The 15,158-nt window shown below is 72.5% G+C and carries 14 protein-coding genes; 6 read left to right on the top strand and 8 right to left on the bottom strand.

Annotated features, from left to right (window positions below):
• Positions 1–38: 38 nt before the first annotated feature.
• Positions 39–242 carry a DUF397 domain-containing protein gene (locus tag ACIQVT_RS07460; protein ID WP_403748949.1) on the bottom strand — a complete coding sequence of 68 codons (204 nt, stop codon included), beginning with the start codon at positions 240–242 and terminating at the stop codon, positions 39–41.
• Complete coding sequence (locus ACIQVT_RS07455; protein ID WP_403748946.1) at positions 214–1,077, bottom strand: helix-turn-helix transcriptional regulator; 864 nt, start codon at positions 1,075–1,077, stop codon at positions 214–216. Before ACIQVT_RS07455 ends, ACIQVT_RS07460 begins: the two co-directional genes overlap by 29 nt.
• Positions 1,078–1,192: 115 nt before the next feature.
• On the opposite strand from ACIQVT_RS07455, the gene ACIQVT_RS07450 reads away from it, so the two are divergent.
• The 3 genes from ACIQVT_RS07450 (at position 1,193) to ACIQVT_RS07440 (ending at position 3,466) form a co-directional block, all read left to right on the top strand.
• The gene (locus ACIQVT_RS07450; RefSeq protein ID WP_403748943.1) at positions 1,193–1,414 is read left to right on the top strand and encodes a hypothetical protein; all 222 of its coding nucleotides are present in this window, start codon (positions 1,193–1,195) and stop codon (positions 1,412–1,414) included.
• A complete protein-coding gene (locus ACIQVT_RS07445; RefSeq protein WP_403748940.1) occupies positions 1,414–1,794 on the top strand; it encodes an ATP-binding protein in 381 nt (126 codons plus the stop codon). Before ACIQVT_RS07450 ends, ACIQVT_RS07445 begins: the two co-directional genes overlap by 1 nt.
• 457 nt (positions 1,795–2,251) lie before the next feature.
• Positions 2,252–3,466, top strand: a complete 1,215-nt coding sequence (locus ACIQVT_RS07440) for a cytochrome P450 (protein ID WP_403748937.1) — start codon at positions 2,252–2,254, stop codon at positions 3,464–3,466.
• On the opposite strand, the gene ACIQVT_RS07435 is transcribed toward ACIQVT_RS07440, so the two are convergent.
• The 5 genes from ACIQVT_RS07435 to ACIQVT_RS07415 form a co-directional block, all read right to left on the bottom strand.
• Positions 3,456–3,875, bottom strand: a complete 420-nt coding sequence (locus ACIQVT_RS07435; RefSeq protein ID WP_403748934.1) for a hypothetical protein — start codon at positions 3,873–3,875, stop codon at positions 3,456–3,458. The genes ACIQVT_RS07440 and ACIQVT_RS07435 overlap by 11 nt on opposite strands.
• A gap of 87 nt (positions 3,876–3,962) precedes the next feature.
• Positions 3,963–5,180, bottom strand: a complete 1,218-nt coding sequence (locus tag ACIQVT_RS07430; RefSeq protein ID WP_403748931.1) for an MFS transporter — start codon at positions 5,178–5,180, stop codon at positions 3,963–3,965.
• 105 nt (positions 5,181–5,285) lie between these two features.
• Positions 5,286–6,335, bottom strand: a complete 1,050-nt coding sequence (locus ACIQVT_RS07425; RefSeq protein ID WP_403748928.1) for an endonuclease/exonuclease/phosphatase family protein — start codon at positions 6,333–6,335, stop codon at positions 5,286–5,288.
• A 191-nt stretch (positions 6,336–6,526) separates the two neighbouring features.
• Complete coding sequence (locus ACIQVT_RS07420; protein ID WP_403748926.1) at positions 6,527–7,153, bottom strand: TetR/AcrR family transcriptional regulator; 627 nt, start codon at positions 7,151–7,153, stop codon at positions 6,527–6,529.
• A gap of 76 nt (positions 7,154–7,229) precedes the next feature.
• The gene (locus ACIQVT_RS07415) at positions 7,230–8,816 is read right to left on the bottom strand and encodes an MFS transporter (protein ID WP_403748924.1); all 1,587 of its coding nucleotides are present in this window, start codon (positions 8,814–8,816) and stop codon (positions 7,230–7,232) included.
• A gap of 170 nt (positions 8,817–8,986) precedes the next feature.
• Between ACIQVT_RS07415 and panB the strand changes: the two genes are divergently transcribed.
• The 3 genes from panB (at position 8,987) to ACIQVT_RS07400 (ending at position 11,892) form a co-directional block, all read left to right on the top strand.
• Positions 8,987–9,853 carry a 3-methyl-2-oxobutanoate hydroxymethyltransferase gene (gene panB, locus ACIQVT_RS07410; RefSeq protein WP_403748922.1) on the top strand — a complete coding sequence of 289 codons (867 nt, stop codon included), beginning with the start codon at positions 8,987–8,989 and terminating at the stop codon, positions 9,851–9,853.
• A gap of 195 nt (positions 9,854–10,048) precedes the next feature.
• Entirely contained in the window at positions 10,049–11,074 is a 1,026-nt protein-coding gene (locus ACIQVT_RS07405; protein ID WP_403748920.1) for an ATP-binding cassette domain-containing protein, read from the top strand.
• Positions 11,071–11,892: an ABC transporter permease gene (locus ACIQVT_RS07400; protein WP_403748918.1), complete on the top strand. Its 822-nt coding sequence runs from the start codon at positions 11,071–11,073 to the stop codon at positions 11,890–11,892. Before ACIQVT_RS07405 ends, ACIQVT_RS07400 begins: the two co-directional genes overlap by 4 nt.
• A 12-nt stretch (positions 11,893–11,904) precedes the next feature.
• Here the strand turns inward: ACIQVT_RS07400 and ACIQVT_RS07395 are convergent, their stop codons facing one another.
• Positions 11,905–15,150 (bottom strand): BTAD domain-containing putative transcriptional regulator, encoded by a 3,246-nt coding sequence (locus ACIQVT_RS07395; protein WP_403748916.1) that lies wholly within the window; start codon positions 15,148–15,150, stop codon positions 11,905–11,907.
• Positions 15,151–15,158 lie beyond the last annotated feature (8 nt).

Genomic DNA, 15,158 nt, shown 5'->3' with positions numbered 1-15,158 from the left:
GTGGTCCGCGTGGACCGCACGCCCCTTCGCGTTTGCCCCTACGCCGACTTCAGGGAAGCGATGAACGGCGCCCAGGCGGTGGCGGGGAGGAGGAGAGTGGGTCCGCCATGGACTTTGGAGTCGCGTACGGGCACGAAGTTGGGGACGTTGGAGGCGACTTCGACGCAGTCTCCGCCGGTTCCGTTGCTGTAACTGCTCTTCAGCCAGAGCGCGTCACTCAAGTCGATCCGGGCGATGGCCATTTCGATAGTCCCCTGCCGCAGCTTTGATCAGGTCAAGGGACGCCACCGGTGACAGCGCGGCGGCCCTCAGCCGATCGTACGACCTTCGGTACGCCCTCACGAGAGCCGGATCGTCGATGGTGTCACCGCTGTGCAGCGCCTCCGTATAAAACAACGGCGGGGCATCAGCGAACGTCATGATCTTCGCCGAGCCGGTCATGAACGGGTGGGCTCCACAGTTCCGCGGCAGAACCTGCGAAGTGATCCGGCGGCGTTCAGCCAACTCCACGATGCGCTCCAACTGCTCAGCCATGCCTTCGGGTGGCAGTACCGAGTCGGTGATCAGCGATTCGTGCAGGATCACCCAGTACTCCGGTGTGTCGTGGTCTGCCTCGAAGAGATCGGCGCGTGCCATTCGGGCACTGACTCTCTCCTCCACCGCGTCATCGAGGCACGTCGGAACAGCCGCCAGGACAACGACTCGCGCGTAGGCCGGAGTTTGCAGCAACCCCGGGAAGAGCATCGGGCACCACTCCTCAATGGTCGTCGCGTGTCTCTCCGCCTCCAATACCTTCTCGAAGTACGCGGCATGCCCGCCCCTCCGTGCCTTCCGCACATCCTCGCAACGCCGCTCGAAGAAACCGTCCGTCCCCAGTACCCGGTCCGCGTGCCGGGCCAGCTCGACCGGCATCCTCCGTTCCCCGTGCTCGATGTCGCTGAGGTACGTCTTGCCGTAGAAGCTGCCTTCGAGGAACGTCTCCAACGACATTCCCGCCGCCTCCCTCTTCCACCGCAACTCCTTGCCGTAGAAGGTCGGGACGCTGACCGAGCCGTCGATGTCCTTGCCGCGAGCCACCACTCACCCTCCTCCGCTGCCCTGGTCGCGAACGCGAAACCTCTTTCACCGTAGCGAGCCGGACGACACTCTGTGAGGTGTTCGTCACAGACCGCACAGAAGGTCATCCACCCCCATGCCCGACCGCTCCCCCACCGCCTACGACGTCACCCTCTGCGTCGAGGAACTCCGCACGGCACTCGCCCTGCACGACATCACGCTGCCCTCCCTCCGCGTCGACCTGCCGAGCTTCGCGGGTGGCTACGAGCCGCCCGCCGGGCTCGTCGTGCTCGGCAGCTGCAACACGGCCACCGCCCGTGCCCTCGCCGCCGCGCTGCGGAAGACGGCGGCCGGGTGATGGCGCCGCTGGAACTGCGTCTGCTCGCCACACCGAAGGCCGCGCCGGAACTGCGCCACCACCTGAGGGAGCACGACTTCGACGTCCGGCTGTGCGCCACGGAGTTGCTGACGAACGTCATCGACCACCTGGGCGAGGGCACGCCGGTGACCGTACGGGTCAGGGCCGCGGCTCACCGCCGTACCCGGGTCGAGGTCACCGATCCGGACCCGCACGCGCTGCCGGTGGTCCTGTCCGCCGCCGGCACGGCGGAGTCCGGCCGCGGCCTGGCCCTGGTCGCCCGGCTCGCCGCCTGCTGGGGAGTGGTCCGGGAGGCGGACCGCAAGACGGTCTGGTGCGAGCTGCCCGAACCGGAACAGCGGGCTGGAACAGGCGAGTGAGAGGCGTTGCCGTGCGTTGGAGTCGAATCACATGACTGAACCCGAATGCGACCTACATCGCCCGCACGGCCGGCCCGGCGTGGACGTACACGTGGAGCCCTTCACTGTGCGGATCCGCCCTCGGTCGTCCGCCGTCACAACAGCGCCTCACAGGCACCGGAGCATGGTGCACGTGAAGGGACTCCGGACCTGAGCCACCCGCGTGCGAGCGCGCCCCGGAGCCGTTTCATTGCCTGAAGCTCCTGTTCTGCGAGGTGCGTCGAACTGTCGCATATTGGCAGGTGATGACCTTTTCCAGGGACGAGGTGGCACCCTGTGGCGCCGCCGCCCCGGCATACCGACTTCGCTCAGCGGCCGGCCGTGTCGGCGCCTTTCCGTGTCGCCCCCGGGATCCACGGCCGTCACCCTCGCAACGCCCTCGGAAGTGACGCGCCCAGCGGCGCACCAAGGAGGCTCTATGTCGTCCCAGGACCCGACAGTGCTCGACTGCCCCTTCGACTTCGCCGACGCGCTCGAGTTCGACCCCTCGCTGGCCTCGCTGGCGGGGCGCGGCCCGGTCAGCCGCATCCGGCTGCCCTACGGCGAGGCCGAGGCCTGGCTGGTGACCAGCTTCGCCGGTGTGCGGCAGGTGACGTGCGATCCCCGGTTCAGCCGGGCGGCGATCATCGGGCGGGACTATCCGCGGATGACGCCGGAGCCGATCGTGTCACCGGAATCGATCAACGTGACCGATCCGCCGTACGTGACCCGGTTGCGGCAGGCGGCGGCGCAGGCGTTCACCCGGGAGCGGGTGGCGGCGATGCGGCCGGCCGTGGACGAGGTCGTGGCCAAGCTGCTGTCGGCGGTGGCCGAGGAGGGGCCGCCCGCGGACCTGGTGACGCGCCTGTCGGTCCCGCTGCCCCACCTGACGATCTGCGAGCTGCTGGCCGTACCGGAGGCCGACCGCGAGCGGCTGCGGACGTACACGATGCGGCTGCTGGTCACCTCACCGGACGCCCGCGAGGACGCGGCCGACGCCAAGGCCGCCCTGCGGGAGTACTTCGCCGGGCTGATCCCGGCCCGGCGGGAGGCACCGGGCGAGGACCTGCTCAGCGCGATGATCACCGCGCCGCTGCCGCCGGGCGAGGAGCCGCTGGGCGACGACGAGTTGGCGGTCATGGCGGTGACGCTCATCCTCAGCGGCAACGACACCGCGACCTGCCAGATCAGCAACATCGTCTACCTGCTGCTGACCCGGTTCGAGGACCGTGCCGCGCTGGTGTGCGACTCCGACCGGTTCCCCGGCGCGCTGGAGGAACTGCTGCGGTTCATCCCCTTCCGCAAGGGCGTGGGCATTCCGCGGATCGCGCTGGAGGACGCGGAGGTCGAGGGCACCGCGATCGGTGCCGGCGACTACGTGCACGTGTCCTACCTGGCGGCCAACCGCGACCCGGCCGTCTTCCCCGATCCGCACCGGCTGGACCTGGAACGGCCGGTGCGTCCGCACATGACGTTCGGGTGGGGCGGGCACCACTGCCTGGCCGCGCCGCTCGCGCGGGCCGAGCTGGAGAGCGCGGTGACCGCTCTGCTGACCCGTTTCCCGCAGCTGCGCCTCGCCGTGCCGCCCGAGGACATCGAGTGGGACACCGGGACCATCCGCCGCTTCCCGGTGCGGCTGCCGGTCACCTGGTAGCCGCGGGGCGGGCTCGGCGGCCGGAGCGGCGGCCGAGGAGCACGAAGAGGAGGAGGCCGGCGGCGGACAGCAGTACGCCGCCGGCCAGGAACGGCACCGGCGCGTACTCGTCGGTGCAGGTCTGCGCGGTGGCCGTGGTGGCGCACACGGTGCCGGGGCCGCCGCGGTTGGAGTAGGCGAGGTAGAGGAGCGGCAGGGCCAGGCCGGTGAGGCTCCCCGCGACGGCGGTCCCAGGTCCCCGGCGGAGCAGGAACACGGCGGCCGCCACGGCCAGGACGATCAGGATCACGCCGAACGACAGCAGGGCGGCCAGTCCCAGGGCGAAGGCCCCGCCGACGGCCAGCCAGGCCAGGAACCAGCCCCACCGCACATCCGGCCGGTCCTCGGCCGCCACCGTCGTCCGTCGCACCGTGCCTCCTGTCGAGGGGCGAGCCTGCGCGCGCCTCCGGCACGGCGCCGGTGGCCGGTCCAGCGTACCGCCGGGCCGCGGGACGGGTCAGTGGTGCAACGCCCCTGATTCCTCCGGCAGGTGGGAGGTGACGACCCGGCCCGTCGACGGGGTCGCCCGGCGGCGGTCCACCGCGTGGGCGACGCCCGCGACCCCCAGGCCCAGGACGGCCAGGGCCGCCCCCGTCAGCGCCGGGGAGGTCGTGCCGAGGCCGGCCGCGAGGGCCAGGCCGCCGATCCAGGCGCCGCCGGCGTTGGCCAGGTTGAAGGCGGCCTGGTTGGCAGAGGAGGCGAGGGAGGGGGCCGCCGAGGCCTTCTCCATGACCATCAGCTGGAGCGGGGAGCCGGTGACGAACGCCGCCGCGCCGAGCAGTGTCACGGCGAGGGCCGCGCTCCACTCCGCGCGCATCAGCAGCGGGAACAGGCCCAGCACGACGGCCAGGGAGGCCAGGCCGCCGAAGAGGGTGCCGCGCAGGCAGTGGTCGGCGAGCCGGCCGCCGAGGAGGTTGCCGGCGGTGGCGCCGACGCCGAAGAGGGCGAGCAGCACGGTGACGTTCGTCTCGGCGAAGCCGGCGGTGTCCGTCAGCATCGGGGTGACGTAGCTGTAGGCGGCGAACAGCGCGCCGAAGCCGGCGACCGTGGTGCCGAGGGCCAGCCACACCGGCAGCGACCTCAGGGCCGCCAGTTCGCCGCGCAGGCCGGCCGACGGCGCCGCGTGCGTGCCGTCGCGCGGGATCAGCAGGGCGAGGGACGCGATGGCGACCAGGCCGATCGCGCTCACGCCGAGGAAGGTGGCCCGCCAGCCGAGGTGCTGGCCCATGAGGGTGGCGGCGGGGACACCCGCGACGTTGGCGACGGTCAGGCCGAGGAACATCAGGGAGACCGAGCGGGCCTTGCGCTCCGGCGGGACCATTCCGGTGGCGACGACCGCGCCGACGCCGAAGAACGCGCCGTGCGGCAGGCCGCTGAGGAAGCGGGCGGCGAGCAGGGAGCCGTTGCCGGGGGCGAACGCGGAGAGCGCGTTGCCGGCGACGAACAGGGCCATCAGCGCGATGAGGACCGTGCGCCGGGACATCCGGGCCGTGAGCGCGGCCAGCAGCGGGGCGCCGATGACGACGCCCAGCGCGTACGCCGAGACCAGGTGCCCGGCGCTCGGGATGGAGATGCCCAGGTCGTCCGCGACGTCGGGCAGCAGGCCCATCATCACGAACTCGGTGGTGCCGATGCCGAAGGCTCCGACGGCCAGGGCGAGCAGGGCCAGGGGCATGGGGGACCTTTCGAGGAGCGTGGTGCCGTACGGGTGCGAGTCTCGCAGTATGTTCCCGTCCGGAACAAATACGCTCGGTTCCGGTATTCCCCCGGTCCCCCGGGGTTACGACGGGGTGTCGAGCTTCACACGCGCGGCCACCGGCAGATGGTCGCTGTTCGTGCGGGGCAGCGTCCAGGAACTGAGCGGCCGCACGCCCTTGACCATGATCTGGTCGATCCGCGCCATCGGGAACGACGCCGGCCAGCTGAACCCGAAGCCGCTGCCGGCCGCGCCCTGCGTGGAGCGCAGCTGGGAGGTGACGGCGTTGAGCGAACGGTCGTTCATCGTGCCGTTCAGGTCGCCGAGCAGCACCACGCGGTGCAGCGTCTCGTCGGCGATGGCCTCGCCGAGCGCGTCGGCGCTCTTGTCGCGCTGCCGGGCGGTGAACCCGGCCTGCATCTTCACCCGCACCGAGGGCAGGTGGGCGACGTACACCGCGACCGGGCCCTTCGGCGTGGTGACCGTGGCGCGCATCGCCCGCTTCCAGCCGAGCTTGATGTCGACGGCCTCCACTCCGGCCATCGGGTACCTGCTCCACAGGCCGACCGTGCCGACCACCGCGTGGTACTTGTACGTCGCCGCGAGCGCCTTCTCGTAGACGGGGACGGCGGAGGCGGGCAGCTCCTCCAGGGCCAGCACGTCCGCGCCCGAGGCGGCCACGTCGCGGGCGGTCGCGGCCGGGTCGGGGTTGTCGGCGTTCACGTTGTGGGTGGCCACCGTCAGGTCGCCGCCGCCGCCCGACCGGTCGGTGAGCAGTCCGCCGAACAGGTTCAGCCACACGACCGCCGGGAGCAGCACGGCGACGAGCGCGGTCGCCGACCGGCGCAGCAGGGCGAGGACCAGCAGCACCGGGACGGCCAGGCCCAGCCAGGGCAGGAAGGTCTCGGTGAGACTGCCGAGGTTGCCCACCCGGTTGGGGATGCGGGAGTGCACCAGCATCACCAGGCCGAGGAGCAGGGCCAGCGCGGCGAGCACGAGGCCACGGCGCCAGATGCCCGGATCGTCCCGCCAGCCGGCGGCCAGGCGGTGCGCGAGGCGCCGAAGCCGGGTTCCCGGTCGCTCGGGCCCCGAGCCGCCGCCGTCCGTCTCCGTCATGTACGCCTGCTGCGCCATACCGCCTGCCTCACTGCCTGCCGTGCACACCGTTCGTCCCCCGTTCACTTCCGACCCTAGGGGATGATCGGTCCCGTTCCCGCCGTCGCGTGACGGCCTTACGGAAGAGGACGACGAGCGGTGCGGGGCGGAGAGTTCCGTTTAGTCCCCGTCCGGGCGGGGTCTGTGACGGAACCCGCACATCGGCGTGACTAGGCTGTCGAGCTGACGGGCCGTAGGCCGGCCAGGACGGTGTCGACGATCTGCGCCGCGAGCCCCTCGGGGAGGTCGCCCTCCGGGCGCATCACGGCGCGCACCAGCATGGGGCCGACGAACATGTCGTTGGCCAGTTCCAGGTCGACGTCGGCGCGCAGTTCGCCGTTCTCCTGCCCGCGGCGCAGCACCTCCAGGCCGAGGACGCGGCGGGGCTCTATGACACTGGCGTGGTAGGCGGCCCAGATCCGCGGGCTGCTCTTCATCTGCGCGTACACGTTGTGCAGGATCGCCGAGGAGCGGCTGGCCAGGCCGCGCCGGCGCAGCGACTCCAGCAGCACCACGAGGTCGTCGCGCAGGGAGGTGCCGGGGAGTTCGGGGTCGGGGGGCTCGGCGGCGCGGACGACGTCGACGAACAACTCCTCCTTGCCGCTCCAGCGGCGGTAGATGGTGGCCTTGCCGACCCCGGCCGTGCGCGCGACGCGCTCGATGGACAGCTCGGCGAGGGGCACGCCCTCCTCCAGGAGCTTCATCACGCCTTCCAGGATGGCGTGTTCCACGGCTTCGCTGCGCGGCCGGCCCCGCACGGGTCCCTCCGGCCGCGGCCGGCTGTCGGCAAGGCTCACGTCGTACCGTCCTCTCACTGACTGCGGGAATTCTCCCGCAACGGCCCCCCTCCCCCGTGGATGTCGCGCCGGACCGTCAGTCCTTGGCGCCGACCAGTTCCGCTTCCTTGTCCTTCGGCTGCCCGGCCTGCGGCCTGCCCGGCAGGAACAGCGCCACCACCACGGCACCGACCAGCGCGACGCCCGTACCGCACAGGGCGGTGATGTGCATGGCGTGCAGGAAGGCGTCGTCGGCGGGGGTGACCAGGGCCTGGCCCCGCGGGCCCAGCTTCTCGGCGATACCGAGGGTGGCCTCGATGGACTCCCCCGCGGTGTCGCGCAGGGCCGGCGGCAGCGCGCCGAGCTTGCCCTCGATGCCGTTGCGGTAGGAGGTGGCGAGCACCGAGCCGAGGACGGCGATGCCGAGGGCGCCGCCGACCTGGCGGAAGGTGTTGCTGAGCGCGGAGGCCGAGCCCGCCTTCTCGCGCGGCAGGGCCTGCATGATGACGACCGAGGTGGGCGTCATGATGTGCGCCATGCCGGTGCCCATCAGGAAGAAGACGACCTCCAACAGCCAGATGGGCGTGTCGGCCTCGAAGCCGGCGAACGCGGCCAGCGTCGCCGCGATCAGCAGCAGACCGGCGGTGGTGGTGGCCTTGTTGCCGAACCGGTCGACCACCAGCCGGGCGCGCGGCGCGAAGATCAGCTGGGCGACGGCGAGCGGCAGCATCAGCACGCCCGACTCCAGCGGGGAGTAGCCTCGCACGCTCTGGGTGTAGAAGACGCCGAAGAACGTGACGCCCATCAGCGCGAAGAAGACCAGCGCGATGGCGCTCATGGCGGCCGAGAAGGCCTTGTTGCGGAAGTAGCTGACGTCCAGCGACGGGTGGTCGCTGCGCTTCTCGAAGACGATGAACCCGGCGAGCACGACGAGGCCGGCGATGATGGTCGCCAGTACCTTCGGGTCGGTGAAGTCGGCCAGCTCGCCGCCCTTGATGATGCCGTAGACCAGCAGGACCAGGCCGACGACGGACAGCACCACGCCGACGGGGTCGAGGCGGCCGGGGCTCGGGTCGCGGGAGTCGGGCACCAGCCAGATCATCAGCACGAGCGCGAGGATCACGATCGGCACGTTGACGAAGAAGACCGAGCCCCACCAGAAGTGGTCCAGGAGCGCGCCGCCGGTGATCGGGCCGATCGCGATGGCGAGGCCGACGCCGCCGGCCCAGATGCCGATGGCCTTGGGCTGCTCCTCGCGCTCGAAGACGTTCATGAGCACGGCGAGGGTGGCGGGCATGACGAAGGCGGCGCCGACGGCCATCAGCGCGCGGTAGGCGATCAGCTGGGCCGGGGAGCCGGACTCGGCGGCGAGGGCCGAGCCGATGCCGAAGACGGCGATGCCGCCGAGGAGCACCTTCTTGCGGCCGATCCGGTCGCCGATGAGGCCGGAGGTGAACAGCAGGCCGGCGAAGACGAGGGTGTAGGAGTTGATCGCCCACTCGATCTGGCCCTGGGTGGCACCGAGGCCGGTGGGCGCGGGAGTGGCGATGGTCTTGATGGCGACGTTCAGGATCGAGTTGTCGAGCACCACGATGAGCAGGCTCAGCATCAACACGCCCAGGATCGCCCAGCGGCGCCGGTGCACCGCCTCCGGTATCCGGGGGGCAGGGACGGGACTTGTCATGGGTACGAGCCTAGGGGCATTTCGATACGGAACCGTTCCGTATCTTATTTTCTTTACCAAGGCCTTAATCACGGAACCCCCCTCTGGCCGTGTCCGGCACGAGGTGCCACCATGGAGGCGATCCGGGGACGCCGTCAGGGCGCCTCGAGATGACTGAAGGAGCCGTTGCCATGACGCAGCTCTCGGCTGCCCAGAACAAGCCCTCCGACGGCAGCAAGGCGCTGTACGGGGGGAAGGGCACCCGCCGCATCACCGTCCGCGACATCGCCCTCGCCAAGGAGCGGGGCGAGAAGTGGCCCATGCTCACCGCCTACGACGCGATGACCGCGTCCGTCTTCGACGAGGCCGGCATCCCGGTGATCCTCGTCGGCGACTCGGCGGGCAACTGTCACCTCGGCTACGAGACCACCGTGCCCGTCACCCTAGACGAGATGACCATGCTCTCGGCGGCCGTCGTCCGCGGTACGACCCGCTCCCTGATCGTCGGCGACCTGCCGTTCGGCTCCTACCAGGAGGGCCCGGTGCAGGCGCTGCGCTCGGCGACCCGGCTGGTGAAGGAGGCCGGGGTCGGCGCGGTCAAGCTGGAGGGCGGCGAGCGCTCGCACGAGCAGATCCGCCTGCTGGTGGAGTCCGGCATCCCGGTCATGGCCCACATCGGCCTGACGCCGCAGTCCGTCAACGCGATGGGCTACCGCGTGCAGGGACGCGGCGAGGAGGCGGCGCAGCAGCTGCTGCGGGACGCGAAGGCCGTGCAGGACGCGGGCGCCTTCGCGGTCGTGCTGGAGCTGGTACCGGCGGAGCTGGCGGCCGAGGTCACCCGGGTGCTGCACGTGCCGACCGTGGGCATCGGGGCCGGCCCGGAGACCGACGCGCAGGTGCTCGTCTGGACCGACATGCTGGGCCTGACCTCCGGCCGGGTGCCGAAGTTCGTGAAGAAGTACGCCGACCTGCGCGCGGTCATGACCGGCGCGGCCAAGGCGTTCGCGGAGGACGTCGTCGGCGGGACGTTCCCGCTGGACGAGCACTCCGTCCACTAGACCACCGCGGCAACACCCCGGGCGGCCCGCCGATCTTCCCCCGTCGGCGGGCCGCCCCTCTTTTCCCTTCCGACGGACCTCCGACACGGCCGACAGGACACCGACAGACCGCCGACGGGACACCGACAGCCGCCGGGCGGTCGTTGTAGGTGTCCTGTCGGCCGTTTGTCGGTGGGGGCTGGCACTGTCGTCCCCATGACACGCATCGACGACAACCCCGCCGGCGTGGCCCACGCCGTGACCGTACGGGGACTGGTCAAGCACTACGGCGAGACCAAAGCGCTGGACGGTGTCGACCTGGACGTGCGCGAGGGCACCGTGATGGGTGTGCTCGGACCGAACGGCGCCGGCAAGACCACCCTCGTACGCATCCTGTCCACCCTGATCACCCCCGACGCCGGACGGGCCGTCGTGGCCGGCTACGACGTCGTCCGCCAGCCCCGGCAGCTGCGCCGGGTCATAGGCCTCACCGGCCAGTACGCCTCGGTGGACGAGAAGCTCCCCGGCTGGGAGAACCTCTACCTGATCGGCCGGCTGCTCGACCTGTCCCGCAAGGACGCCCGCACCCGCGCCGACGAACTGCTGGAGCGGTTCTCGCTGACGGAGGCGGCCCGGCGTCCGGCGAGCACGTACTCCGGCGGCATGCGGCGCCGGCTCGACCTCGCCGCGTCCATGATCGGCCGCCCGGCCGTGCTGTACCTGGACGAGCCGACCACCGGCCTCGACCCCCGCACCCGCAACGAGGTCTGGGACGAGGTGAAGGCGATGGTCGGCGAGGGCGTCACCGTGCTGCTCACCACCCAGTACATGGAGGAGGCCGAGCAGCTCGCCTCCGAGCTGACCGTCGTGGACCGCGGCCGGGTCATCGCGGGCGGCGGCATCGAGGAGCTGAAGGCCCGGGTCGGCGGACGCACCCTGCGGGTCCGCCCGCTGGACCCGCTCCAGCTGCGGCCCCTCGCCGTCATGCTGGACGAGCTGGGCATCACCGGCCTCGCGTCCACCACCGTGGACCACCGGACCGGCACCCTGCTGGTGCCCATCCTCAGCGACGAGCAGCTGACCGCGGTGGTCGGCGCCGTCACCGCGCGCGGCATCACGATCTCCGCCATCACCACCGAACTGCCCAGCCTGGACGAGGTGTTCCTGAACCTCACCGGCCACCGCGCCAGTGCCCCGCAGGACGCCGTACCCGCCGACGACCGCAAGGAGGTCGCCGTATGAGCGCCGCCACCCTCGCGCCGGCCGCGCCGCCGGCCGACACGCCCATCTCGCTCCGCGCCCACCTGCGCCACACCGGCGCGCTGATCCGCCGCAACCTGCTGTGGATCCGGCAGGACCCGGAGTCGATGTTCGACGCCATCCTGTTCCCGGTCGTCTTCACGCTGCTGTTCGTGTACGTCTTCGGCGGTTCCATCGGCCAGTCGCTGGGCGGCGGTCAGGACCGCTACGTCCAGTACGTGGTGCCCGGACTCATGGCCATGATGGGCATGAACATGGCCCAGGGCGTCGGCACCGGCTTCAACCAGGACTTCAACTCCGGTGTCATGGACCGCTTCCGCTCACTGCCCATCGGCCGCGGCTCGGTGCTCTTCGCGAAGATCGCGGTGGAGCTGATGCGGATGCTGTTCGCCACGGCGGTGCTGATGGTCGTCGCCGTCCTGGTGGGCTACGACATCAAGGACTGGACCGGCCTGCTCGCCTCCGTGGCGCTGTCCGCCCTGTTCGGCTCCGCGCTGATGTGGGTGTTCCTCACCCTCGGCGTGATGATGAAGAGCGCGCAGTCCGTGCAGGCCATGGGCTTCCTGGTGCTGATGCCCTTGCAGTTCGGCTCGTCGATCTTCGCGCCGACCGCCTCCATGCCGGGCTGGCTCCAGTCGTTCACCGACTACAACCCGCTGTCCGCGCTGGCCGACACCGCCCGCGGCCTCATGGAGGGCGGCCCGGTCGCCCACCCCCTGTGGGTGACGCTGATCTGGTCGGTGGGGCTCACCGCGGTCATGGCACCGGTCGCGATCCACAAGTTCCGTACGAAGAGCTGACCCCCATCACGCTCACACCAGGGCGGTGGCCTCCGCGAGGGAGAGGCCACCGCCCTCGGCGTACGCGGCCTCGAACCCGGCTCCGCACGCCTCGCGGACCCGGGCCTCGGTCATGTCGTACGCCCGCCGCTCCAGCCGGGAGGCGACATGGCCGGGCGGCAGCTGCGCCCGCGCCACGGCGAGGCAGCGGGCCGCGTCCGAGGCGCGGCCGGCCACGCCGGTGCCCGCGAGGACCGTCGCGGCGACGGTCAGGGACAGGGACTGCTGGTGCGGGGCGATGGCCCGGGACAACGGGTCCGCGGCGAGCCGCAGGGCCCGGCGGACCTGGACGAGGGCCTCCTCGGTGTGCCCGTCCAGGGCGTTCAGCCAGGCCTGCTGGCTGACGATCATGGCGTCGAACACGACGAAGTGCGCGACCGGCAGCTCCTCGCGCAGCAACCGCAGCTGTTCGCGGCCCTCGGCGGTGCGGCCGGTCAGGCCGAGCCAGGCGGCGAGGTACAGCCGGGCGGCGGGCATCGCCTCGTGCAGGGTGCCGTCCTGGCTGTCGATGACCTCCCGGAGCAGCCGCTCGCCGTTCGCGGCGTCGCCCGACTCCAGGAGCACGCCGCCCAGCCGGGAGCGCAGCACGGCCATCTGGGCGCGGGCGCCGAGGCGTTCGGCGTACTCGATGGCCGTGCGGTAGTCGGCGGCGGCCTCCCGGTAGGCGCCCTTGCGTTCGAGGGCCTCGCCGCGGGCCGACAGGGCCTCGGTGGTGCCCCAGGCGTCGCCGAGGCGGCGGAAGATCTCCAGCGACTCGTCGGCGTCGCGGGTGGCGTCACCGGCCCAGGCGGTGCGGTTGGCGAGGAGTCCCGCGCGCATCTGGAGCGCGCCGGCCAGCTCCCACTCGTAGCCCGGGGTCTCCCGGCAGGTCCGCACGCAGGCGTCGACGATGGTGTGCAGCCGCTCCGCGCGGCCGGTCAGCAGCTCGGCGAAGAACCACAGCATCCCGGGGGCCCGGCACACCTGCGGCAGGCCGGGCTCGTAGGCCTTCGTGACCGCGCGCAGCTTCGCCTGCGCCTCGGGCGTCTGCCAGCTGTCGAGCTCGGTGTCCATGCAGGCCAGGTGGGCGAGGTGGACACCGCGCCGGGCCTCGGCGAGGTCCTCGCCGGTGTAGGGGGGCGGACCGTCGGTACAGCGCCGCCACACCGGGCGGGCGCGCGGCACCGGTTCGGCGAACGGGTCCGGGCCGAGCGCCATGACCTCCTGGCACCAGGTGCGGGTCTCGATGCGCTGGTCGCGCATCTGCCAGAACCAGACCAGGGACAGCACCAGGCACAGCCCCTCCTGCTCGTCGCCCAGGGCGACCGCCGAGCGCAGGGCCGTGCGCAGGTTCTCGTACTCCAGTTCCAGTCGGTCGATGGCCGCGCGCTGTTCCGGCCCGCGCAGCAACGGGTCGGTGGTGCGGGCGAGTTCGCGGTAGTACGTCAGGTGGGCGCGGCCGGCCTCGGTACGGCGGCCGGCCTCCGCGAGCCGTTCGGCGGCGTACTCGGCGACGGTCTCCAGCAGCCGGTAGCGCATGCCGCCACCGGATGACGGGGCGGCCACCACGAGGGACTTGTCGACCAGGGAGCCCAGGGCGTCCAGCGCGACGGGCCCGCACACCGCCTCGGCGGCGGCCAGGTCGCAGCCGCCGGCGAACACCGACAGCCGGGCCAGCACGTCCCGTTCGTCCGCGTCGAGCAGCTCCCAGGACCAGTCCACGACGGCGCGCAGGGTCTGCTGGCGGGGCAGCACGGTGCGGCTGCCGGAGGTGAGCAGCCGGAAGCGGTCGTCCAGCCGGTCCGCTATCTGGCGGGGGGTGAGCATGCGCAGCCGGGCGGCGGCCAGCTCGATGGCGAGGGGCAGCCCGTCCAGCCGGCGGCAGATCTCGGCGCACGCCTCGGGGTCGTCCCCGGCGCGGAAGCCGGGGCGGGCCGCCGCGCCGCGCTCGGCGAGCAGCCGCAGCGCGACCGGCTCGGGCAGCGGTTCCACCGGGTGCAGCAACTCCCCCGGCACGCCGAGGGGTTCGCGGCTGGTGGCGAGAACGGTCAGCTCGGGGCAGCGGGCCAGCAGCCGTTCGGTCAGCCGCGCGGCGGCGTCGACGACGTGCTCGCAGTTGTCCAGGACGATCAGCATCCGGCGCCGGGCGCAGTGCTCCACGAGCCGTTCCAGCGGGTCGCCGTGCCGGTCGGCGACCGCCCGCATGGTCTCCACGCCGGCGCCGTGCAGCACGGTCTCACGGGCGCCGATCGCGGTGAGCACGGCCTGCGGCACGGCCTCCGGGTCGTCCACCGGGGCGAGTTCGGCGAGCCAGACCCCGTCCCGGACGGTGTGCCGGACCGCCGCCGCGGCCTCCTGGGAGAGCCGGGTCTTGCCGGCGCCGCCCGGTCCGAACAGGGTGACCAGGCGGTGGGCGCCGAGGTGGGCGCCGAGGGCCGCGAGGTCGGCCTCCCGGCCGACGAAGGAGGTCAGCCGGGCCGGCAGGTTGCCCGGGCCCGGCGCGGGCCGCGGGTCCACCTGCTCGTCCTCCAGCAACTCGGCGTGCAGTGCGCGCAGTTCGGGCCCGGGGTCGGAACCGAGCCGGTCCGCGAGGAGCCGCCGGACGTCCTCGTAGGCGGCGAGTGCCCGGGCCGGGCGGCCGGTGTCGCGCAGCGCGCGCACCCGCAGCGCCTGGAGCGGCTCGTCCAGCGGGTGCGCGTCGCACAGGGCGGTCAGCTCGGGCAGCGACTGCTCGGCCCGGCCGAGGGTGAGGGCGGCGGTGTGCCGGGCGCGCAGGGCGTCGAGGCGCCGGGTGTCCCAGCGAGCCGCCTCGGCGGCGCGGTCGGGCAGGTCGGCGAGGGCCGGGCCGCGCCACAGGGCGAGGGCGTCGTCGAGGACGGCGGCGGCCTTGGCGGGGTCGCCGTCGGCGAGCGCGCGCAGCCCGTCGCCGGTCAGCCGGTCGAAGCGGGTGACGTCGACGTCGTCGGCCGCGGCGGTGAGCCGGTAGCCGCCGTCGGCGGAGGCCACGGCGCCGGCACCGAGGGCCCGCCGCAGCCGGCCGACGAGCGCCTGGAGCGCGCCGGCGGTGTCGGCGGGCGGATCGTCGCCCCAGACCTCGTCCACCAGCACGGTCATGGGCACGGTCCGGCCCGCCCGGAGCGCGAGCACGCTCAGCAGGGCACGCAGCCGCGCCCCGCCGACCGGGACGGGCGTACCGTCGGGGCGGAGGGCCTGGGTGGTGCCGAGCAGCCGATAACGCACGGACCCAT

Source organism: Streptomyces sp. NPDC100445, from assembly GCF_044759735.1.
Classification (GTDB): Bacteria; Actinomycetota; Actinomycetes; order Streptomycetales; family Streptomycetaceae; genus Streptomyces.
This window is presented reverse-complemented; position numbering and strand designations above follow the sequence as displayed.